This is a genomic window from Sphingomonas sp. LR60 (genome assembly GCF_036855935.1).
GTDB lineage: Bacteria > Pseudomonadota > Alphaproteobacteria > Sphingomonadales > Sphingomonadaceae > Sphingomonas.
The window spans coordinates 2,344,764-2,365,534 of the sequence record NZ_JASPFK010000001.1 but is presented as its reverse complement, the minus strand read 5'-3'; the positions used below and the strand labels follow the sequence as shown (position 1 = coordinate 2,365,534).

The 20,771-nt window shown below is 65.3% G+C and carries 30 protein-coding genes and 1 pseudogene; 28 read left to right on the top strand and 3 right to left on the bottom strand.

The genetic code is table 11. The annotated features are described in order from the left end of the window. Window positions 1–147 precede the first annotated feature (147 nt). Entirely contained in the window at window positions 148–750 is a 603-nt protein-coding gene (gene wrbA, locus QP166_RS11105) for an NAD(P)H:quinone oxidoreductase (RefSeq protein ID WP_333915954.1), read from the bottom strand. 23 nt (window positions 751–773) lie between these two features. Continuing rightward, a pseudogene (locus QP166_RS11100) lies at window positions 774–1,516 on the bottom strand (pirin family protein). 100 nt (window positions 1,517–1,616) lie between these two features. Between QP166_RS11100 and QP166_RS11095 the strand changes: the two are divergent. Together QP166_RS11095 and QP166_RS11090 are read left to right on the top strand one after the other, a co-directional pair. Next, window positions 1,617–2,504 carry a LysR family transcriptional regulator gene (locus tag QP166_RS11095; RefSeq protein ID WP_333915953.1) on the top strand — a complete coding sequence of 296 codons (888 nt, stop codon included), beginning with the start codon at window positions 1,617–1,619 and terminating at the stop codon, window positions 2,502–2,504. Window positions 2,505–2,547: 43 nt separating this feature from the next. Next, window positions 2,548–2,892: a DUF3140 domain-containing protein gene (locus QP166_RS11090; RefSeq protein WP_333915952.1), complete on the top strand. Its 345-nt coding sequence runs from the start codon at window positions 2,548–2,550 to the stop codon at window positions 2,890–2,892. On the opposite strand, the gene QP166_RS11085 is transcribed toward QP166_RS11090, so the two are convergent. Further along, window positions 2,861–4,021 carry a hypothetical protein gene (locus QP166_RS11085; RefSeq protein WP_333915951.1) on the bottom strand — a complete coding sequence of 387 codons (1,161 nt, stop codon included), beginning with the start codon at window positions 4,019–4,021 and terminating at the stop codon, window positions 2,861–2,863. The two genes, QP166_RS11090 and QP166_RS11085, sit on opposite strands and share 32 nt — an antisense overlap. A gap of 297 nt (window positions 4,022–4,318) precedes the next feature. Here QP166_RS11085 and rpsL point away from each other — a divergent pair, with 297 nt between their 5' ends. From rpsL to secY, 26 genes are all read left to right on the top strand, one after another. Continuing rightward, a complete protein-coding gene (gene rpsL / locus QP166_RS11080; RefSeq protein WP_022691828.1) occupies window positions 4,319–4,690 on the top strand; it encodes a 30S ribosomal protein S12 in 372 nt (123 codons plus the stop codon). A 42-nt stretch (window positions 4,691–4,732) separates the two neighbouring features. Continuing rightward, window positions 4,733–5,203: a 30S ribosomal protein S7 gene (gene rpsG / locus QP166_RS11075; protein WP_028966624.1), complete on the top strand. Its 471-nt coding sequence runs from the start codon at window positions 4,733–4,735 to the stop codon at window positions 5,201–5,203. 109 nt (window positions 5,204–5,312) lie between these two features. Next, complete coding sequence (fusA, locus tag QP166_RS11070; protein WP_333915950.1) at window positions 5,313–7,406, top strand: elongation factor G; 2,094 nt, start codon at window positions 5,313–5,315, stop codon at window positions 7,404–7,406. A gap of 209 nt (window positions 7,407–7,615) precedes the next feature. Next, the gene (gene tuf, locus QP166_RS11065; RefSeq protein ID WP_333915949.1) at window positions 7,616–8,812 is read left to right on the top strand and encodes an elongation factor Tu; all 1,197 of its coding nucleotides are present in this window, start codon (window positions 7,616–7,618) and stop codon (window positions 8,810–8,812) included. A gap of 213 nt (window positions 8,813–9,025) precedes the next feature. Continuing rightward, window positions 9,026–9,334 (top strand): 30S ribosomal protein S10, encoded by a 309-nt coding sequence (gene rpsJ / locus QP166_RS11060; protein WP_022687067.1) that lies wholly within the window; start codon window positions 9,026–9,028, stop codon window positions 9,332–9,334. Between the two features lie 295 nt (window positions 9,335–9,629). Beyond that, entirely contained in the window at window positions 9,630–10,361 is a 732-nt protein-coding gene (gene rplC / locus QP166_RS11055; protein ID WP_333915948.1) for a 50S ribosomal protein L3, read from the top strand. A gap of 3 nt (window positions 10,362–10,364) precedes the next feature. Then, entirely contained in the window at window positions 10,365–10,979 is a 615-nt protein-coding gene (gene rplD / locus QP166_RS11050; RefSeq protein ID WP_333915947.1) for a 50S ribosomal protein L4, read from the top strand. Continuing rightward, window positions 10,972–11,286 carry a 50S ribosomal protein L23 gene (locus tag QP166_RS11045; protein WP_022687064.1) on the top strand — a complete coding sequence of 105 codons (315 nt, stop codon included), beginning with the start codon at window positions 10,972–10,974 and terminating at the stop codon, window positions 11,284–11,286. Before rplD ends, QP166_RS11045 begins: the two co-directional genes overlap by 8 nt. A gap of 1 nt (window position 11,287) precedes the next feature. Then, window positions 11,288–12,121 (top strand): 50S ribosomal protein L2, encoded by an 834-nt coding sequence (gene rplB, locus QP166_RS11040; RefSeq protein WP_333915946.1) that lies wholly within the window; start codon window positions 11,288–11,290, stop codon window positions 12,119–12,121. Beyond that, a complete protein-coding gene (gene rpsS / locus QP166_RS11035) occupies window positions 12,121–12,396 on the top strand; it encodes a 30S ribosomal protein S19 (protein WP_028966618.1) in 276 nt (91 codons plus the stop codon). The genes rplB and rpsS overlap by 1 nt, the downstream gene beginning before the upstream one ends. Further along, on the top strand, window positions 12,396–12,773 hold the full coding sequence (rplV, locus tag QP166_RS11030) for a 50S ribosomal protein L22 (RefSeq protein WP_333915945.1): 378 nt from the start codon (window positions 12,396–12,398) through the stop codon (window positions 12,771–12,773). The genes rpsS and rplV overlap by 1 nt, the downstream gene beginning before the upstream one ends. Further along, complete coding sequence (gene rpsC / locus QP166_RS11025; protein WP_159754660.1) at window positions 12,773–13,480, top strand: 30S ribosomal protein S3; 708 nt, start codon at window positions 12,773–12,775, stop codon at window positions 13,478–13,480. The genes rplV and rpsC overlap by 1 nt, the downstream gene beginning before the upstream one ends. Window positions 13,481–13,492: 12 nt before the next feature. Further along, window positions 13,493–13,927, top strand: a complete 435-nt coding sequence (gene rplP / locus QP166_RS11020) for a 50S ribosomal protein L16 (RefSeq protein ID WP_022687059.1) — start codon at window positions 13,493–13,495, stop codon at window positions 13,925–13,927. A 1-nt stretch (window position 13,928) separates the two neighbouring features. Continuing rightward, on the top strand, window positions 13,929–14,135 hold the full coding sequence (gene rpmC, locus QP166_RS11015) for a 50S ribosomal protein L29 (RefSeq protein ID WP_333915944.1): 207 nt from the start codon (window positions 13,929–13,931) through the stop codon (window positions 14,133–14,135). Window positions 14,136–14,146: 11 nt separating this feature from the next. Further along, on the top strand, window positions 14,147–14,419 hold the full coding sequence (gene rpsQ, locus QP166_RS11010) for a 30S ribosomal protein S17 (protein WP_333915943.1): 273 nt from the start codon (window positions 14,147–14,149) through the stop codon (window positions 14,417–14,419). 223 nt (window positions 14,420–14,642) lie between these two features. Next, window positions 14,643–15,011 (top strand): 50S ribosomal protein L14, encoded by a 369-nt coding sequence (rplN, locus tag QP166_RS11005; protein WP_007406105.1) that lies wholly within the window; start codon window positions 14,643–14,645, stop codon window positions 15,009–15,011. Next, window positions 15,011–15,328, top strand: coding sequence for a 50S ribosomal protein L24 (gene rplX / locus QP166_RS11000; protein ID WP_028966613.1), 318 nt, complete (start codon window positions 15,011–15,013; stop codon window positions 15,326–15,328). Before rplN ends, rplX begins: the two co-directional genes overlap by 1 nt. After that, window positions 15,321–15,908 (top strand): 50S ribosomal protein L5, encoded by a 588-nt coding sequence (rplE, locus tag QP166_RS10995; RefSeq protein WP_333915942.1) that lies wholly within the window; start codon window positions 15,321–15,323, stop codon window positions 15,906–15,908. Before rplX ends, rplE begins: the two co-directional genes overlap by 8 nt. A gap of 35 nt (window positions 15,909–15,943) precedes the next feature. After that, entirely contained in the window at window positions 15,944–16,249 is a 306-nt protein-coding gene (gene rpsN, locus QP166_RS10990) for a 30S ribosomal protein S14 (protein WP_028966611.1), read from the top strand. Window positions 16,250–16,258: 9 nt separating this feature from the next. Then, window positions 16,259–16,654, top strand: coding sequence for a 30S ribosomal protein S8 (gene rpsH, locus QP166_RS10985; protein ID WP_028966610.1), 396 nt, complete (start codon window positions 16,259–16,261; stop codon window positions 16,652–16,654). Further along, on the top strand, window positions 16,654–17,187 hold the full coding sequence (rplF, locus tag QP166_RS10980; protein ID WP_333915941.1) for a 50S ribosomal protein L6: 534 nt from the start codon (window positions 16,654–16,656) through the stop codon (window positions 17,185–17,187). Before rpsH ends, rplF begins: the two co-directional genes overlap by 1 nt. Then, window positions 17,184–17,534 carry a 50S ribosomal protein L18 gene (rplR, locus tag QP166_RS10975; RefSeq protein WP_333915940.1) on the top strand — a complete coding sequence of 117 codons (351 nt, stop codon included), beginning with the start codon at window positions 17,184–17,186 and terminating at the stop codon, window positions 17,532–17,534. The genes rplF and rplR overlap by 4 nt, the downstream gene beginning before the upstream one ends. Before the next feature lie 3 nt (window positions 17,535–17,537). After that, window positions 17,538–18,311 (top strand): 30S ribosomal protein S5, encoded by a 774-nt coding sequence (gene rpsE / locus QP166_RS10970; protein ID WP_246346505.1) that lies wholly within the window; start codon window positions 17,538–17,540, stop codon window positions 18,309–18,311. Window positions 18,312–18,317: 6 nt separating this feature from the next. Beyond that, a complete protein-coding gene (gene rpmD, locus QP166_RS10965; protein ID WP_028966606.1) occupies window positions 18,318–18,497 on the top strand; it encodes a 50S ribosomal protein L30 in 180 nt (59 codons plus the stop codon). Between the two features lie 96 nt (window positions 18,498–18,593). Next, window positions 18,594–19,121 (top strand): 50S ribosomal protein L15, encoded by a 528-nt coding sequence (gene rplO / locus QP166_RS10960; RefSeq protein WP_333915939.1) that lies wholly within the window; start codon window positions 18,594–18,596, stop codon window positions 19,119–19,121. A 280-nt stretch (window positions 19,122–19,401) separates the two neighbouring features. Beyond that, window positions 19,402–20,748, top strand: a complete 1,347-nt coding sequence (secY, locus tag QP166_RS10955; RefSeq protein WP_333915938.1) for a preprotein translocase subunit SecY — start codon at window positions 19,402–19,404, stop codon at window positions 20,746–20,748. The last annotated feature ends 23 nt before the right edge of the window (window positions 20,749–20,771 follow it).

Sequence of the window (20,771 nt, the reverse complement as noted above, 5' to 3'; positions counted from 1 at the left end):
GCCGGGGCCCAGTTGGGAGACGCTGATGATGGAGGCCGCGCTTCATCACCCCTGCCTTCCCAACTGGGCCCCGGCCTTCGCCGGGGTGACGCGTCTTGTTATAAGTGTCGCCCAGAGATCCAGCCCCCGCGACGACACTCAAGGCTCTTACGCCTTCAGCTTAGCGGCGGTCTCGGCGATGCGCTTGCCCTGGTAGCGCGCGCCGTCCAGTTCGACCGCCGAGGGCTGACGGCTGCCGTCGCCATCGGCGAGCGTGCTCGCGCCGTACGGTGTGCCGCCCTTGACCTCGTCGACACCCATCTGGCCCTGGTAGCCATAGTCGAGCCCGACGATCGTCATGCCATGGTGGAGCAGGTTGGTGAGGATCGAGAACAATGTCGTTTCCTGACCGCCATGCTGGCTGGCGGTCGAGGTGAACGCGCCGCCGACCTTGCCGATCAGCGCACCCTTCATCCACAGCCCGCCGGTCGTATCCCAGAACGCCGCCATCTGGCTCGGCATCCGGCCGTAGCGGGTCGGGGCGCCGACGACGATCGCGTCATAATTGGCGAGCGCATCCGGCCCCTCGATCTCGGGATGCGCGGTGTCAGTCTTGAAGCCGGCTGCCTTGACAATCTCGGCGGGCGCGGTTTCGGCGACGCGACGGATGTCGACCTCTGCGCCGCCGCTGCGCGCGCCTTCCGCGATGGCGTCGGCCATCATCTCGATATGGCCGTAGGACGAATAATAAAGCACGAGCACCTTGGTCATGGTCGTCAGCTCCCTTCAGAAAGTCAGTTGGCGTCGACGAGCACCAGTTCGGCCTCGTCGATCGCGGTGATGGTGATGGTGCGGCCGCCGGTGATCGCAACGCCGTCGCGCGCCGCAAAGCGCTGGCCGTCGATCTCGATCGCGCCGGTCGCCGGGACCAGATAGGCGTGGCGACCTTCGCCGACGTCGTGGCTGAGCGTCTCGCCGGCCGCCAGCGTCGCCGCCAGCACCCGCGCCTCCGCCCGGATCGGCAGCGCCGCGCCCGGCCCGGTGACGTCCGCCTCGAACCCGCTGGCGAGCGTCACGAACTTGCCGGTACGATCGCCCTTCGGAAAGGGCTTGGCACCCCAGCTCGGTGCACCGCCGCTACGGGTCGGTTCGATCCAGATCTGGAACAGCGTGGTCGGCTCGCTTTCGAGATTGTATTCGGCGTGCCGCACGCCCGAACCCGCGCTCATCACCTGCACGTCGCCAGCCTCGGTGCGGCCGGTGTTGCCGAGCGAGTCCTGGTGCGTGATCGCGCCTTTGCGGACATAGGTGATGATCTCCATGTCGCGATGCGGGTGCGGGGAAAGCCGCTGTTCGGCGCGATCGTGTCATCGTTCCAGACGCGGATCGCGCCCCAGCTCTCCCGCGCCGGATCATGGTAATTGGCGAACGAGAAATGATGGCGCGCGTCGAGCCAGCCGTGGTTGGCATGACCCAGCGTTTCGAAGCCACGGCGCTCGATGCCGGCGGTGCGGGTAAGGGTGGCGGTGTCGGTCATGATGAACCTCCGTTTCGTTGCCACCAAGCTAGGGAGCCGTGACCCTCCCAAAAACAGAAACGATTGAAACGGATCGTTTCGCCGCATAAAGTGGCAAGCCATGAGGCTCCCTGATTTCGAGGCCTGGGCGATCTTCGCCGCAGTGGCCGAGCACCGGTCGTTCAGCGGCGCGGCAGATGCGATCGGGTTGAGCAAGGCGACGGTGTCCAAGGCGGTGTCGCGGCTGGAAGCGCATCTGGGGGTGTCGCTGTTCCATCGCACCTCGAGGCGACTGGCGCTGACCGAGGCGGGCGCGCCGCTCGCCGATCATGCTGCACGGATCGTCGCCGAGGCGCAGGCCGCCGAGGAGGCGGCACGGATCGGCGCGCGTATGCCGAGCGGGCGGGTGCGGCTGGCCGCGCCGATGACCTTCGGGGTCAAGAATGTCGCGCCGCTGCTCGCCGACTTCCTGCGCGAGCATCCGCAGATCGAGATCGAGTTGCACTTGTCCGATGCGCGTGTCGATATCGTCGCGGAGGGATTCGACGTGGCGTTGCGGATCGCCGATCTGCCCGACAGCTCGCTGCGCGCGCGGCGATTGTGCTCGATCGCGGCGCATCTGGTGGCCGCGCCGTCGTATCTTGCCGAGCATGGCACGCCGACCCATGCGGCGCAGCTCGGGGAACACCGGCTGCTCGGCTATACCAATATCACCGGCCCGTGGCGTTTCCGGGGTCCGGAGGGCGCGGAGGTGTCGGTGCGCGCGGCCGGGCCGCTGGCGGCGAATAGCGGCGAGGCGCTGGTCCCGGCGCTCGAGGCCGGGCTGGGCATCGCGCGGCTGCCCAGCTTCATCGTCGGCGAGGCGCTGGCGGCGGGGCGGGTGGTCGAGATCCTCCACGACTGGGCGCCCGCGCCAATCGGCCTTCACTTGCTCACACCGCCCAGCGCGTTGCGCCCGGCACGGGTCGATGCGCTGATCGCGTTCCTGAGCGCCCGGCTGCGCGATTGAACCGTTCTGCGCGTCAGTGCTTTTCCCGTGTGAGGAGAAGCAGATGGCCGACGATCACGATGCGATTGCGAAGGACTTTGCCGAGGCGGTCAACATGGCGCCGGCCGAATTGGAGAAGTTTCTCGACAGCGACGAGAGCAAGAGCGTCGGCTGGAAGGGAGACGACGGCAAAGGATCAGGCGAGAGCGTCGGGCATGAGTCAGGCCGGCGGATCGTCGCGATCAAGCGCAAGAAGAAGGCCGACCTGACCGACGACGACTACGCGCACATGAAGAAGGTGGTCGGCTACGTGCATCGCCATCTGGCGCAGGGTGGACCCACGAAGGACAAGGAGCATTCGGACTGGCGCTATTCGCTCATGAACTGGGGGCATGATCCACTGAAGTGAAGCGCTCGCGGAACTCGCGCAGCACCAGGACCAGTGCGGCGCTCATCGCGAACGCGCCGACGAATGCGCCGCCGGTCAGGTCGATCAGGAACGTCAGGTACGATAGCAGCGAGCCGACCTGCACCAGCACGGCGATCCGCACCGTCCGCTTCGTCGGGCGAACGAACGCATAGGCGAACGCCAGCAGATCGGCGGTGAAGAAGTAACGGTTGTGCATCTTCGGCAATAGATAGGGCAGCAGCACCGCGCCGGTCAGCGCGAGCAGCAGCAGGTCGATCGGCGTGTCGAGATGACGGCGCGCCCGCCATGCGGTCCAGACGACCGCGCTGGCGGCGGCGAGCAGCCCGACGATTACGCCGGCTTCGTAAGGGATCGAGACGAGTGCGCGCAGGATCTGCCAGATGTTCGGCACCGATCGCGCGAGATCGTGATAGGAATGCCCCTGCGCGAGATAGATCGTCGCAAGATCATAGGCAGGTCGCCCGGCCAGCCACGCGGGCGCCATCGCAGCGACATAGACGAGCGGCGGGATCAGGATCGTCCACAACGGCGCGCGGCGCGACCATAGCATCGCGAGAACCAGTGGCGCGATGAACACGCCTTGCAGCTTGAAGGCGATTGCCAGCCCGACCGCCGTCATCGCCGCGGCAGGCCGATCACGCATGAACCCGGCCACCGCCAGCAGCACGCACCCGCCATATAGCGCATCGCACTGACCCCAAACCGGGCCGTTGCCGATCATGGTCGGCAGCAGCAACGTCAGCAGCGCGCCATTGGTCGCCGCGCGCGCGGGCACGCAGCTGGCCAGCAACACCCGCACCGTCCAGGCGACGAAGATCGTGCTCAGGACCGACAGCAATTTGATGACGCCCGCCGCTCCGAGCGCGGCATCGGCGTTCGACGCGAGCGCCAGCAGGTAGAGGTAGGGCGGGGTATAATCCGCAAAGCTGTCCGCCAGCGCCGCGAAGCGTCCGTGATCGACCAGATACTTCGTCCACGGAATCAGATGCACGCGCATGTCGCCGCTGACGAACGGGACGCTGAGTAGATAGAGCAACGCGGCGGCGGCGAGCAGGAGATAGCGGTCGCGGTCGCGCAACAGGCGCGCCCGGGCCAGAGCGTCGATCATTCCGTGTCCTGATGATCCAGGTGAAGAGCGTGCCCTTACCCGTTAGACGCGGAACGGCAAGCCGCTTGCTCCCCGACGTGGCGATCGACCGACGGGGCGATTGACCGATGGGGTGAGCGTGCGTATAGCGCGCCGGTCCGGAAGGAGGCGACTCCGCCGGGCAGCTTGAACATTGCTGGATGCATCAAGGGCCATCCGGTCGCCGCACAAGCGGCGGCGCCGCGGTCCCTTTTCGTATTCCAAGTCTGTGTTTTAGGGCTCCAGCAAAGTAACCTAGTCTGAAAGGTGAAGGCTTCAATGCCGACGATCAACCAGCTGGTCCGTAAGGGCCGCGACCCGCAGAAGGCCAAGAGCAAGGTCCCTGCGATGGAGCAGAACCCGCAAAAGCGCGGCGTCTGCACCCGTGTCTATACCACGACCCCGAAGAAGCCGAACTCGGCGTTGCGCAAGGTGGCCAAGGTTCGCCTGACCAACCAGCGCGAAGTCATCAGCTACATCCCGGGTGAAGGCCACAACCTGCAGGAGCACTCGGTGGTGCTGATCCGCGGCGGCCGTGTGCGCGACCTTCCCGGTGTGCGTTACCATGTGCTGCGCGGCGTGCTCGACACGCAGGGCGTCAAGGACCGCAAGCAGTCGCGGTCGAAGTACGGTGCGAAGCGGCCGAAGTAAGCCGCTCCCGTATTCTCACCAGCTGATTGAAAGGTATTCATTATGGCGCGTCGTCGTCGTCCCGAGAAGCGGGAAATCCTGCCTGATCCCGTGTACGGGGATGAGGTTCTGTCCAAGTTCATGAATTCGGTGATGCTCGACGGCAAGAAGTCGGTCGCCGAAGGCATCGTCTATTCGGCGATGAACACCGTCGAGACCCGCGCCAAGCGCGAGCCGATCGGCGTGTTCCACGATGCGCTGAACAACATCAAGCCGGGCATCGAAGTCCGCAGCCGCCGCGTCGGCGGTGCGACCTACCAGGTTCCGGTCGAGGTGCGTCCCGAGCGTGCGCAGGCGCTGGCGATCCGCTGGCTGATCACTGCCGCTCGTGCGCGCAGCGAGAACACGATGTCGGCGCGCCTGTCGGGCGAGCTGCTCGATGCGTCGAACAACCGCGGCAACGCGGTGAAGAAGCGCGAAGACACGCACCGCATGGCGGAAGCGAACCGCGCCTTCTCGCACTACCGCTGGTAACAGCGGCGATGCGGACGCGGCCTGTCTTGGAAGCGTCTCAAATCTGACCTATATCGTGGGGAGCCGGCGACACGCTGCGCTCCCCACATCTGCTCAAGGAAGCCCGTTCATGGCCCGCAGCCATCCGCTCGAACTCTACCGTAATATCGGCATCATGGCGCACATCGACGCCGGCAAGACGACGACGACCGAGCGTATTCTTTACTACACCGGCAAGTCCTACAAGATCGGCGAAGTCCATGAGGGCACCGCCACGATGGACTGGATGGAGCAGGAGCAGGAGCGCGGGATCACGATCACGTCGGCTGCCACCACCTGCAAGTGGAAGGCCGAAGAGGGCAATGGCCCCGAGCATCTGATCAACATCATCGACACGCCGGGCCACGTCGACTTCACGATCGAGGTCGAGCGTTCGCTGCGCGTCCTCGACGGCGCGGTCGCGTGCTTCGACGGCGTCGCGGGCGTGGAGCCGCAGTCGGAAACCGTGTGGCGTCAGGCCGACAAGTACGGCGTGCCGCGCATGTGCTTCGTCAACAAGCTCGACCGCACCGGCGCCGATTTCTATTTCTGCGTCAACTCGATCATCGAGCGTCTCGGCGCGAAGCCGGCGGTGCTGTACCTCCCGATCGGTATCGAGGGCGGGTTCAAGGGCTTGGTCGACTTGGTCGAGAACCGCGCGATCATCTGGCTCGAAGAGTCGCTGGGCGCTAAGTTCGAATATCAGCCGATCCCCGACGACATGGTCGAGAAGGCGGCGAAGTATCGCAACGACCTGATCGAGCTGGCTGTCGAGCAGGACGACGACGCGATGGAGGCGTATCTGGAGGGCAACGAGCCCGATTCCAAGACGCTGAAGGCGCTGATCCGCAAGGGCACGCTGAACATGTCGTTCGTCCCGGTGGTCTGCGGTTCGGCGTTCAAGAACAAGGGCGTGCAGCCGCTGCTCGACGCAGTCGTCGACTATCTGCCGAGCCCGCTCGACGTGCCGGCGATCAAGGGCGTGAAGCTCGACGGCGAGACGCCGGACGAGCGTCCGTCGTCGGACGAGGCGCCGTTCTCGGCGCTTGCGTTCAAGATCATGAACGACCCGTTCGTCGGCTCGCTGACCTTCGCGCGCATCTATTCGGGCGTCCTCGTCAAGGGCGGCTACCTGAACTCGGTGAAGGACAAGAAGGAAAAGATCGGCCGTATGCTCCTCATGCATGCGAACTCGCGTGAGGACATCGACGAGGCGCGTGCGGGCGACATCGTCGCGATCGCGGGCCTGAAGGAAACGACGACCGGCGACACGCTCTGCGATCCCGCGCACCCGATCATCCTGGAGCGCATGGAATTCCCGGAGCCGGTGATCGAGCTGTCGGTGGAGCCGAAGACCAAGGCCGACCAGGAAAAGATGGGCATCGCGCTCAATCGTCTGGCTGCCGAGGATCCCTCGTTCCGCGTGTCGACCGATCACGAATCGGGCCAGACGATCATCAAGGGGATGGGCGAGCTTCACCTCGAGATCCTCGTCGATCGCATGAAGCGCGAGTTCAAGGTCGAGGCGAACGTCGGTGCGCCGCAGGTGGCGTATCGCGAGTACCTCAAGAAGGCCGTCGATATCGACTACACCCACAAGAAGCAGTCGGGCGGCACCGGCCAGTTCGGTCGCGTGAAGGTGAAGCTGACGCCGGGCGAGCGCGGCGCGGGCATCATCTTCAAGGACGAGATCAAGGGCGGTAACATTCCGCGCGAATATATCCCCGCGATCGAGAAGGGCTTCCGCGAGACGGCGGCGACCGGTTCGCTGGTCGGCTTCCCGATCATCGACTTCGACATCACGCTGTATGACGGTGCGTACCACGACGTCGACTCGTCGGCGCTGGCGTTCGAAATCACCGCCCGCGGCGCGATGCGCGAAGGCGCGCAGAAGGCCGGCATCACGCTGCTCGAGCCGGTGATGAAGGTCGAGGTCGTGACCCCGGAAGATTATCTGGGTGACGTCATCGGCGACATGAACTCGCGTCGTGGCCAGATCCAGGGCACCGACACGCGCGGCAACGCGCAGGCGGTGACCGCGATGGTCCCGCTGGCGAACATGTTCGGTTACGTGAACTCGCTCCGCTCGTTCACGCAGGGCCGCGCCAGCTACTCGATGCAGTTCTCGCACTATGATGAAGTGCCGCAGAACGTCGCGGATGAGGTGAAGGCGAAGCTCGCCTAAGGCGCACGGGGGCAGGGTGATCTGCCCCCGAGACGCCGCACGGCCGGCCGGCGGGTCGGCCTGCCGATCCCGTCCGACGACGCAGGATTCACTCCTGTGTCGGCTCGCAAGAGCGGGGCAGGGTTTGCACAACGGTTAAACAGCCGCTATGGGGCCGCGTTCTGGCGCGGCTCCGTTCGCGAAGACGAATCCAAGAAGGTAGGGAAACAATGGCTAAGGCTAAGTTTGAGCGGAACAAGCCGCACCTGAACATCGGCACCATCGGTCACGTCGACCATGGCAAGACCTCGCTGACCGCAGCGATCACGAAGGTGCTGGCGGAGAACGTCGCGGGCAACGCCGCGGTCGACTTCGCAAACATCGACAAGGCACCGGAAGAGCGCGAGCGCGGCATCACGATCTCGACCGCGCACGTCGAGTACGAGACGGCAAACCGCCACTATGCGCACGTCGACTGCCCGGGCCACGCCGATTATGTGAAGAACATGATCACCGGCGCGGCGCAGATGGACGGCGCGATCCTGGTCGTGTCGGCCACCGACGGCCCGATGCCGCAGACCCGCGAGCACATCCTGCTCGCCCGTCAGGTCGGCGTGCCGGCGATGGTCGTGTTCATGAACAAGGTCGATCTGGTCGACGACGAGGAAATCCTCGAGCTGGTCGAGCTGGAAGTCCGCGAGCTGCTCAGCTCGTACGAGTTCCCGGGCGACGACATTCCGATCATCAAGGGCTCGGCGACCTGCGCGCTGTCGGGTTCGAACCAGAAGCTCGGGCCGGATGCGGTCATGGAGCTGATGAAGGCGGTCGACGAGTACATCCCGCAGCCGGAGCGTCCGCTGGACAAGCCGTTCATGATGCCGATCGAGGACGTGTTCTCGATCTCGGGTCGTGGTACGGTCGTGACCGGCCGTGTCGAGACCGGCATCGTCAAGGTCGGTGAGGAAGTCGAGATCGTCGGCATCCACCCGACCGTCCGCAAGACCACCGTCACCGGCGTCGAGATGTTCCGCAAGCTGCTCGACCAGGGCCAGGCGGGCGACAACGTCGGCGCGCTGATCCGTGGCGTCGCTCGTGACGAAGTCGAGCGTGGCCAGGTGCTCTGCAAGCCGGGCTCGATCAAGCCGCACACCGACTTCGCGTCGGAAGTGTACGTGCTGTCGAAGGACGAGGGTGGCCGTCACACGCCGTTCTTCGCCAACTATCGTCCGCAGTTCTACTTCCGTACGACCGACGTGACCGGCACCGTCGAGCTGCCCGAGGGCACCGAGATGGTCATGCCGGGCGACAACGTCGCACTGGGCATCAAGCTGATCGCCCCGATCGCGATGGACGTCGGCCAGCGTTTCACCATCCGTGAGGGTGGCCGGACCGTCGGCGCGGGTGTCGTGAGCGGCATCACCAAGTAAGGACGCCGGGCCGCTTCACGCGGTCCGTCGCAAAAGCAGCCGCCCGGCGTGCCGAAAGGTGCGTCGGGCGGTTGCCTTTTAATGAGGGCGGCAGTAATGCCGCCGCTTCGGTTTTCGTTCGAGAACAGCAAGAGGTGCTCCCGATTCGTCGGGCCGGGTCATCCGGCAGGACGGGCAGGGCAGGCATCCCGCTCTTTCGCATTGGTAGGGACTATGGACAGCAACATCCGCATCCGCCTGAAGGCGTTCGATCATCGCGTGCTCGATCAGGCGACCGGCGACATCGCCGAAACCGCGCGCCGCACCGGCGCGCTCATCCGTGGTCCCATTCCGCTCCCGACCCGCATCGAGAAGTTCACGGTCAACCGTGGGCCCCACATCGATAAGAAGTCGCGTGAGCAGTTCGAGGTCCGCACCTACAAGCGGATGCTCGACATCGTACAGCCGACCCCGCAGACCGTCGACGCGCTGATGAAGCTCGATCTGGCGGCCGGTGTTGACGTCGAGATCAAGCTGGCGTAATCGGCCGGCTCCCGCGGTTGACGTGAGCCCCGCGGGTTTGTCGTTTCGTGGCGTATTACGCGAAACCGCCGAGCGCACCGCCTGAGCGGACGCTTCGACGACCATGAGATACCGCCGGTCGCCCTTGGGTAGCCGGGTCCAGCGTCTCCCGTCTGCTCTCCCTCGTGGAGAGCGCCCAGCCCGGGACGGGGGCACGCTTCGCTATTCCGGGCCGGACTGATCCGTGGTGCAAGCCGCGGGTCGCAAGCACCCTGGGGATGGGCTTCAGGGTGCCTCTGTCAAGGAGCAAGGGATCATGCGTACTGGCGTGATCGCGAAGAAAATGGGGATGACCCGCCTGTTCCAGGACGACGGCCGCCACGTGCCGGTCACCGTCCTGCAGATCGAGGCGCTTCAGGTCATCGCCCGTCGCGAAAATGACCGGGACGGCTACACGGCCGTCCAGCTTGGTGCAGGTGTCGCCAAGGCAAAGAACGTTGCCAAGCCGCAGCGCGGCCACTTCGGCAAGGCCGAGGTCGAGCCGAAGGCGATCGTTCACGAATTCCGCGTGAGCGAGGACAATCTCCTCGACGTCGGGGCCGAACTGTCGGCCGACCACTATGTTGCCGGCCAGCTGGTCGACATCCAGGGTCGCACGCAGGGCAAGGGCTTCGCCGGCGCCATGAAGCGCTGGAACTTCGGCGGTCTGCGCGCCACGCACGGCGTGTCGGTCAGCCACCGTTCGCATGGTTCGACGGGTAACCGTCAGGATCCGGGTCGCGTCTTCAAGAACAAGAAGATGGCCGGCCACATGGGCGACCGCAACCGCACGCAGCAGAACCTCGAGATCGTCGGCACCGACGTCGAGCGCGGTCTGATCTTCGTCAAGGGTTCGGTCCCCGGCTCCAAGGGCGGCTGGCTGTTCGTCAAGGACGCCGTCAAGCAGGATCGTCATGAGAGCGCGCCGTTCCCGGCGTCGATCAAGGCGGCCAACAACAATGTTTCCGCAGACCCTGCTCCGGCAGCTGCCGAGAGCCAGGAGGGCTAAGAAGTGAAGGTCAAGATTTCTTCCTTCGCCGGCACCGACACGGGCGAAGTCGAGCTCAACGACGAGGTCTTCGGCCTCGATCCGCGCGCCGACATCCTGCACCGCGTCGTGACCTGGCAGCTCGAGAAGCGTCGCGCGACCGCGCGCGGCACCCGCGAGCGTTCGGATGTCGCACGGTCGGGCAAGAAGCTCGGTCGCCAGAAGGGCGGCGGCGTCGCTCGTCACGGCGATCGTCGCGCTCCGGTGTTCATCGGCGGTGGTAAGGCGCACGGCGCCCGCGTCCGCGATTTCAATCCGGGCCTGAACAAGAAGATCCGTGCACTGGGTCTGAAGATGGCACTCAGCAGCCACGCCAAGGCGGGTTCGCTGATCGTCCTGGAAGGTTTCGAGGTCGCCAAGACCAAGGAGCTGAAGGGTCATTTCGCCGGGCTCAACACGGGCAAGCGTACGCTGGTGATCGACGGTGAGGCAGCCGAGGGCTTCCGCGCCGGTCGCAACCTTCCGGGCGTGGACATGATCCCGGCCGTGGGCGCCAACGTCTACGACATCATCAAGGCTGACACGCTGGTGCTGACGCGCGCGGCGGTCGAGAAGCTGGAGGCGCGCTTCAATGGCTAAGCCGGCAAAGGCGATCGACAACCGTCATTATGACGTGATTGTCGCGCCGCACATCACCGAGAAGGCGACCCTGCTCTCCGAGCAGAACGCGGTGGTCTTCAAGGTCGCCAACAAGGCGACCAAGCCTGAGATCAAGGCGGCCGTGGAAGCGCTGTTCGACGTTAGCGTCGTCAGCGTCAACACGATCGTCCAGAAGGGCAAGACCAAGCGTTGGAAGGGTGCGCCCTACCAGCGGTCCGACATGAAGAAGGCGATCGTGACGCTCCGCGAGGGGCAGTCGATCGACGTCACCGAGGGGGCCAAGTAAGATGGCACTCAAGCATTATAACCCGACCTCGCCGGCGCAGCGCGGCCTGATCCTCGTCGACAAGTCCTCGCTGTGGAAGGGCAAGCCCGTCAAGGCGCTGACCGAAGGCAAGCGCAAGACCGGCGGCCGCAACAACAAGGGCCACGTGACCTCGCGCGGCATCGCGGGTGGCCACAAGCAGCGTTACCGCTTCATCGACTTCAAGCGTCGGAAGTGGGACGTCGACGGCACGGTCGAGCGGCTGGAATATGATCCCAACCGCACCGCGTTCATCGCGCTCGTCTCCTATCCGGACGGCGAGCAGGTGTACATCATCGCGCCGCAGCGTCTGGCCGTCGGCGACAAGGTCGTCGCGGGCAAGAAGACCGACGTGAAGCCGGGCAACGCGATGGAGCTGGGCCAGATGCCCGTCGGCACCATCGTCCACAACGTCGAGATGAAGCCCGGCAAGGGCGGTCAGATCGCACGTTCGGCCGGCACGTACGTCCAGGTCGTCGGTCGTGATCGCGGTATGGTCATCGTCCGCCTGAACTCGGGCGAGCAGCGCTACATCCATGGCGACTGCATGGCGACGGTCGGTGCGGTGTCCAACCCGGACAACCAGAACCAGAACCTCGGCAAGGCCGGTCGTTCGCGCTGGCTGGGCTCGCGCCCGCTGACGCGCGGCGTGGCGAAGAACCCGGTCGACCACCCGCACGGCGGTGGTGAAGGCCGGACCTCGGGCGGTCGCCATCCGGTGACGCCGTGGGGCAAGCCGACCAAGGGTGCGCGCACGCGCCACAACAAGTCTACGGACAAGATGATCATCCGTAGCCGTCACGCGAGGAAGAAGTAATGGCGCGCTCCGTCTGGAAGGGCCCGTTCGTCGAACTGAGCCTGCTCAAGAAGGCCGAAGTCGCTCAGGACTCGGGCGGCCGCGCGCCGATCAAGACCTGGTCGCGTCGCTCCACCATCCTGCCGCAGTTCATCGGCCTGACCTTCACTGTCTATAACGGCCGCAAGTTCGTGCCGGTGACGGTGAACGAGGACATGGTCGGCATGAAGCTCGGTGAATTCGCGCCGACCCGCTATTTCCCGGGTCACGCGGCTGACAAGAAGGGCAAGCGCTGATGAGCAAGCCTCAGTCCCCCCGCAAGGTCGGCGAGAAGGAAGCCCTCTCGGTCGGCACTCAGATCCGTGGTTCGGCGCAGAAGCTGGGCCTGGTCGCGGCGCTGATCCGGGGCCGCTCGGCCGCCGACGCGTTGAACATCCTCGCCTTCTCCAAGAAGTCGATGGCGATCGATGCGCGCAAGGTGCTGGCCTCGGCCATCGCCAACGCCGAGAACAACCACAACCTCGACGTCGATGCACTGATCGTCGCCGAGGCGTCGGTCGGCAAGTCGATCACCATGAAGCGGTTCGCCACGCGCGGCCGCGGCAAGTCCACCCGCATCCTGAAGCCGTTCTCGCGGCTGCGGATCGTCGTGCGCGAGCAGGAAGAAGCCTAATGGGTCACAAGAGCAACCCGATCGGTCTGCGCCTGCAGATCAACCGCACCTGGGACAGCCGCTGGTTCGCCGAGGGCGCGGATTACAAGAAGCTGCTGCTGGAGGATCTGAAGATCCGCCAGTACATCATGAAGACGCTGCCGCAGGCCGCGATCTCAAAGGTGGTGATCGACCGTCCGGCCAAGCTGTGCCGGATCTCGATCTTCGCGGCCCGCCCCGGTGTCATCATCGGCAAGAAGGGCTCGGACATCGAGAAGCTGCGCAAGACGCTCGGCGCGATGACCAGCTCGGACGTGTCGCTGAACATCGTCGAGATCCGCAAGCCGGAAGTCGATGCCAAGCTGATCGCACAGGGCATCGCCGACCAGCTCGAGCGTCGTATCGCGTTCCGCCGCGCCATGAAGCGCGCGGTGCAGTCCGCGATGCGGCTCGGCGCCGACGGCATCAAGGTCTATTGCGGTGGCCGTCTGGGCGGCGCGGAAATCGCGCGTTCGGAAAGCTATCGTGAAGGCCGCGTGCCGCTGCACACGCTGCGCGCTAACATCGACTACGCTCATGCCGAAGCGCACACCGCGTACGGCGTCTGCGGCGTCAAGGTGTGGGTGTTCAAGGGCGAGATCCTCGGTCACGACCCGTTCGCTACCGATCGTCTCATGATGGAGGCTCAGACCTCCGGCGTGCGCCCGGCGCGCGACGACCGCCGCTAAGGATTAACGGACATGCTGCAACCGAAGCGCACCAAGTTCCGCAAGGCGTTCAAGGGCCGTATTCACGGCGACGCCAAGGGCGGTACGTCGCTGAACTTCGGCTCCTATGGCCTCAAGGCGATGGAGCCGGATCGTATCACCGCGCGTCAGATCGAGGCGGCCCGCCGCGCGATCACGCGTCACATCAAGCGCCAGGGGCGTCTGTGGATCCGCGTGTTCCCGGACGTGCCGGTGTCGAGCAAGCCCGCCGAAGTCCGCATGGGCTCGGGTAAGGGTTCGCCGGAGTTCTGGGCCGCCCGCGTCAAGCCGGGCCGGATCCTGTTCGAGCTCGACGGCGTCGAAGGGCCGCTGGCCGCGGAGGCGTTCGAGCGCGCCGCGATGAAGCTGCCGATCAAGACCAAGGTCGTGGCGCGCCTCGGCGACACCTCGCACCTGGGAGGCGAGTAAGATGGCGAACAAGACCGACTATAACGGGCAGAGCGACGACCAGCTCTCCGAGAGCCTGGGCAACCTGAAGCGCGAGCAGTTCAACCTGCGCTTCCAGGCGGCAACGAGCCAGCTCGAGAAGCCGAGCCGCGTTCGTGAGGTTCGCAAGGACATCGCCCGCATCAAGACCCTTCAGACGCAGCGCAACGCTGCGGCTGCGGCCAAGTAAGAGGACGACACATGCCGAAGCGCGTGCTGACCGGAGTGATCGTCTCCGACAAGGGCGAGAAGACGGTGGTCGTGAACGTGGAGCGCAAGGTCAAGCACCCGCTCTACGGCAAGATCATCCGCCGTTCGAAGAAGTATCACGCCCATGACGAGGCGAACGAGTATAAGGCTGGCGAAACGGTGCGCATCGAAGAGATCGCGCCGATGTCGAAGCTGAAGACCTGGAAGGTCCTGGACCGCGTGAACACGCACGTGGCCCCGGATCGGGTCGACGTCGACGCGTAAGCGTCGGTGACCGAGTACCTCGCACCGTTTCGTGCAGGGTCCGTCCGACCGGGCGGAGACCACATGAGCGGGCGGGGGACGACGTGGGATGGGGGCTTGCCTTCCATCGGCGGAGCGGCTACCGGGCTGCTCCCCCTGGCGCGGGCCAAGCCCGCCGCCGGGGGTCGTTTTTTAGGCGGGGTTGGGTCGGTATCCACCCCATGAGCGAGAAGGAAGCGGATCGATGATCCAGATGCAATCCAATCTCGACGTCGCTGACAACAGCGGCGCGAAGCGGGTGCAGTGCATCAAGGTGCTTGGCGGGTCCAAGCGCCGCACGGCCAGCGTCGGCGACATCATCGTCGTCAGCGTCAAGGAAGCGCAGCCGCGTGGCCGCGTAAAGAAGGGCGACGTTCACCGCGCGGTGATCGTGCGTACCGCCAAGGACATCCGTCGCGCCGACGGTTCGGTGATCCGTTTCGACGGCAACGCCGCGGTGCTGGTCAACAAGAACGAAGAGCCGATCGGCACTCGTATCTTCGGCCCGGTGGTTCGCGAACTGCGTGGCAAGAAGCACATGAAGATCATCTCGCTCGCGCCGGAGGTGCTGTAATGGCCGCCGCGAAGATCAAGAAGGGTGATCAGGTCATCGTCCTGTCCGGCAAGGACAAGGGCAAGACCGGCACCGTCACCGCGGCGATGCCGCGCGACGGCAAGGTGATCGTGGGCGGCGTCAACGTCGCGACCCGTCACCGCAAGCCGAGCCAGGCGAACCCGCAGGGCGGTCTCGAGAAGATCGAGGCACCGCTGCACATCTCGAAGGTGGCGCACGTCACCGCCGACGGCAAGCCGACCCGCGTCCGTTTCGAGACGCAGGACGGCAAGAAGGTCCGCGTCGCCGTGAAGACCGGGGAGAAGATCGATGGCTGATGCCTACAAGCCCCGCATGAAGGCGATCTATGACGATCGCATCGTCGCGGCGATGACCGAGAAGTTCGGTTACAAGAATGCGCTGGAGATCCCGCGCATCGACAAGATCGTGCTCAACATGGGCGTGGGTGAAGCGACGCAGGACAAGAAGCGCGTCGACCAGGCCGCGTCCGAGATGGAGCTGATCGCAGGCCAGAAGCCGGTGATCACCAAGGCGAAGAAGTCGATCGCACAGTTCAAGCTGCGCGAAGGTATGCCGATCGGCGTCAAGGTGACGCTGCGTCGTGAGCGTATGTACGAGTTCCTCGACCGCTTCATCACGATCGCGCTGCCGCGCGTTCGCGACTTTCGCGGGCTGAACCCGAAGAGCTTCGACGGCCGTGGCAATTACGCCTGCGGCATCAAGGAGCAGATCGTGTTCCCGGAGATCAGCTATGACCGCGTCGACAAGGTGCGCGGCATGGATGTGATCGTGACCACGAGCGCGAAGACCGACGACGAGGCGCGCGAGCTGCTCCGTCTGTTCGGTTTCCCCTTCCCGATCGAGGAAGAAACGACCGAAGAGAAGAAGGCGGCATGACCGTCCTCCTGGTCTGATAAAGAGAGCTTAAGTCCATGGCGAAACTGAGTTCCGTGAACAAGAACGAGCGTCGCAAGAAGCTGGTGGCGCAATATGCGCCCAAGCTGGCGAAGCTGAAGGCGCAGGCCAACGACCAGTCGCTGGATGAGACCGAGCGTCTCATCGCGCGCCTGAAGATGGCCGAGCTGCCGCGCAACGCGAACCCCACGCGTATCCGCAACCGCTGCGCGCTGACCGGTCGTCCGCGTGCGTACTACCGCAAGTTCGGGCTTGCCCGTGTGATGCTGCGCGATCTGGCCAACAAGGGCCTGATCCCGGGTCTCACCAAGTCGAGCTGGTAAGGACGTAAGATGGCAGTGACCGATCCCCTGGGTGACCTGCTCACCCGTATCCGCAACGGCCAGCGCGCGCGCAAGGACAGCGTCCTTTCGCCGTCGTCGAAGCTGCGCGTCCGCGTGCTCGACGTGCTCCAGCGCGAAGGCTACATCCGTGGCTATTCCGAAGAGCAGATGGGCCCCGCCGCCGGCGTGCGCATCGAGCTGAAGTATTTCGAGGGCCAGCCCGCGATCAAGCATGTCGCGCGCGTCTCCAAGCCCGGCCGCCGCATCTACAGCGGGTCGCAGGACCTGCCGCGCGTGATGAACGGCCTTGGCATCACCATCGTCTCGACGCCGCGCGGCGTGCTTTCCGATGCGGAAGCGCGCGAGCAGAACGTCGGTGGCGAAGTGCTGGCGGAGGTGTTCTGATGAGCCGCATTGGCAAGAAGGCGGTCCCGATTCCCTCGGGCGTCACCGCAACCCGCAACGGCAACGAGCTGTCGGTCAAGGGCCCCAAGGGCACGCTGACCATGCCGATGTCGGAGCTGATCTCGTACGACGTGCAGGACGGCTCGATCGGCGTGCAGCCGGCGAACGACACCAAGCGTGCGCGTGCCTTCTGGGGCATGCAGCGTACGCTGGTGCAGAACCTGGTCACCGGCGTGACGGAGGGCTTCACCAAGAAGCTGCTCATCACCGGCGTCGGCTATCGTGCGGCGGCGCAGGGCAAGAACCTGAAGCTGCAGCTCGGCTACAGCCACGACGTCAACATCGACGTGCCGGAAGGCATCGAGGTGAAGACGCCGGACGCCACGACCATCGAGATCAGCGGTGCCGACAAGCAGCGCGTGGGTCAGCTCGCCGCCGAAGTCCGCCGCTGGCGCAAGCCGGAGCCTTACAAGGGCAAGGGCATCAAGTACGACGGCGAGTATATCTTCCGTAAGGAAGGGAAGAAGAAGTGACCAAGGGTCTTTCGCTTTTCGAGAAGCGGCGTCGCCGCAACCGTACCGCGCTGCGTGCGCGTGCGGGCACCCGTCCGCGCCTGTCGGTGCATCGTTCGGGCAAGCACATCTATGCGCAGGTCATCGACGACGCGCAGGGCCGCACCGTGGCCGCTGCGTCGACGGTGTCCAACCACGAGGGCAAGACCGCCAATGCCGAGGCGGCTGCCGCCGTCGGCAAGCGCGTTGCAGAGGCGGCCAAGGCCGCTGGCGTGACGCAGGTCGTCTTCGATCGTGGCGGCTTCCTGTTTCACGGCCGCGTGAAGGCGCTGGCCGAGGCGGCGCGCGAAGCCGGACTGGAGTTCTAAGACATGGCTGACGAGAACAACCAGCAGCCGCAGGCTGCGGAGAACGAAGCCCCCGCCGCGGCGCCGCAGGACGGCAATGCCGGCGGTTACCAGGGCGGCGGCGAGCGCGGTGCGCGCGGCGGCCGTGGTCGCGGTGGCCCGGGTGGCGGTCGTGGTGGCCCCGGTGGCAATCGTGGCGGTGGCCGTGACGGCCGCGGTGGTCGTCGCGACGACCGTCGCGGTGGCCAGGACGACGGCGGCGAAGAGCTGATCGAGAAGCTGGTCCACATCAACCGCGTCTCGAAGACGGTGAAGGGCGGTAAGCGCTTCGGCTTCGCAGCGCTGGTCGTCGTAGGCGACGGCAAGGGCCGCGTCGGCTTCGGTCACGGCAAGGCACGCGAAGTGCCGGAGGCGATCTCCAAGGCGACCGCCGCTGCCAAGAAGAAGATGATGCGCGTGCCGCTGAAGGAAGGCCGCACGCTGCACCATGACGGCAACGGCCACTTCGGTGCCGGCCGCGTGACCGTCCGCTCGGCGCCGCAGGGCACCGGGATCATCGCGGGTGGCCCGATGCGCGCCGTCTTCGAGAGCCTGGGCGTGCACGACGTGGTGACCAAGTCGGTCGGTACGTCGAACCCGTACAACATGATCCGTGCGACGTTCGAGGCGCTGGGTAACCAGACCTCGCCGAAGTCGGTGGCGCAGCGTCGCGGCAAGAAGATTGCCGACCTGCTGGGCCGCGCACACGGTGCCGATGCGCAGACCGCCGAGGCGGATGCCGCGGCCGTGGTGGAGTAAGGCGACATGGCGACCATCAAGGTGAAGCAGACCGGATCGCCGATCCGGCGCACCAAGGACCAGCGCGCGACCCTCGTCGGCCTGGGCCTCAACAAGATGCACAAGGTGTCCGAACTCGAAGATACCGAGTCGGTCCGCGGCATGATACGCAAGGTGCAGCACATGGTCGAGGTGGTGGAGGGCTGAGCCCTTCGTCACTTCGGTGATGACAAGACGAGCGAAGGGGGCTAACCGGCCCCCTTCCTTATTTCAGCGCGTAAAAAGCGAAAGCGAGTGCATATCATGAAGCTCAACGAACTCAGCGACAACCAGGGCGCCCGCCACCGCAAGATCCGCGTCGGCCGCGGCATCGGCTCGGGCAAGGGCAAGACCGGCGGCCGTGGCGTCAAGGGTCAGAAGAGCCGCGAAGGCGTGTCGATCGCGGGCTTCGAGGGCGGCCAGATGCCGCTCCACATGCGTCTGCCGAAGCGTGGCTTCAACAACATCTTCGCCAAGGATTATGCCGAGGTGAACCTGGGCGCGATCCAGAAGGCGGTCGATTCGGGCAAGCTGACCGCCACCGACATCGATCACGCCGCGCTGAAGGCCGCTGGCCTGGCGCGTGGCGGCAAGGACGGCGTCCGTCTGCTCGCCAAGGGCGAATATTCGGCGAAGCTGAACTTCACCGTTGCCGGTGTGTCGTCGTCCGCGCGCGAAGCGGTCGAGAAGGCGGGTGGCTCGGTCACCGTGCCGGAACTCGTGCCGGCCGCGGACAAGGCCAAGGCCAAGCACCGCACCGCGCAGGCTGCGCGCAAGCAGGCGCAGGCGTAAGCCACTCGGCAAGGGACGGGGACTATTGTCCTCGCCCCTTGTTCCGTCATGCCGGACTTGTTTCGGCATCCACGTTCCCGCAAGCATCGCCGATGGCCGATGTGCGGCATGGTGGACCCGGAGCAAGTCCGGGGTGACGCGGAGGGGAAGGCGCGCCGAACCCTCTTTCGCGCATCGCGACGCCTCCCCGGGTTAGACAAGGCGCGCCAAGCGCCTATATGAGCGGCGGGGCGGTATAAACGCATCCCGCCCTTCTTCGTTTCCAGGATACACCGACACGATGGCATCCGCAGCCGACCAGATGGCGCAGAGCATCAGCCTCGCGAAGTTTTCGCAGGCTACCGACCTCAAGAAGCGACTGTGGTTCACGATCGGTGCGCTGATCGTCTTCCGTTTGCTCAGCTATGTTCCGCTGCCCGGGATCGACCCGACGCAGCTGGGCGTCCTGGCCGAGCGGATGAAGGGCGGCGTACTCGACTTCTTCAACACCTTCTCGGGCGGCTCGCTGTCGCGCGCGTCGCTGATCGCGCTGGGCGTGATGCCGTACATCACGGCGTCGATCGTCGTGCAGCTGGCGACCTCGCTGAGCCCGCAGCTCGCCGCGATCAAGAAGGAAGGCGAATCGGGGCGCAAGAAGCTCAACCAATATACCCGCTACGGCACGGTCGGGCTGACCGCCGTGCAGGGCTATTTCATTGCGCGCGGCCTGGAGGCCGGTGGTGCGGTGATCGAGCCGGGGATGCTGTTCCGCGTCGGCGCGGTGATCTCGCTGATCGGCGGCACGATGTTCCTGATGTGGCTGGGTGAGCAGATTACCAGCCGCGGCATCGGCAACGGCGTGTCGCTCATCATCATGGCCGGCATCGTCGCGCATCTGCCGACGACGCTGCTCAACCTGCTGGAAGGCGGCCGCTCCGGCTCGACCAGCGCGGTGTCGATCATCGCGATCATCGTCGTCGTCGTCGGGCTAATCCTGCTGATCTGCTTCATGGAGCGCGCGCAGCGTCGCATCCTGATCCAATATCCCAAGCGGCAGACGCAGCGCGGGATGCAGGCCGATCGCAGCCATTTGCCGCTCAAGATCAACACTGCGGGCGTGATCCCTCCGATCTTCGCCTCGTCGCTGCTGCTGCTGCCGCTGACGATCACGCAGTTCGCGGGGAACCGCGTCGCGGGCGAGAGCCGCTTCGGCGACATCCTGATCGGGCTGAACCAGTATCTCCAGCACGGCTCGCCGGTGTACATGGCGCTCTATGCCGCCGGCATCATCTTCTTCTCGTTCTTCTACACCGCGGTGGTCTTCAACCCGGAGGAGACGGCCGAGAATCTGAAGCGCTACGGCGGGTTCATTCCGGGCATCCGTCCCGGCAAGAACACCGAGAACTACTTCGACTACGTGCTGACCCGCATCACGGTGATCGGCGCGGCCTACCTGACCTTCATCTGCGTGGTGCCCGAGTATCTGGTGTCGGCGCTGTCGATCCCCTTCTATCTGGGCGGGACCAGCCTGTTGATCGTCGTCAACGTGACGATGGACACGGTGACGCAGATCCAGTCGCATCTGTTGGCGCATCAATACGGCGACCTGATCAAGAAGGCGAAGCTGAAGGGCGCACGCCGCCGCTAAGGCAAAGACGCTCGACAGGGACG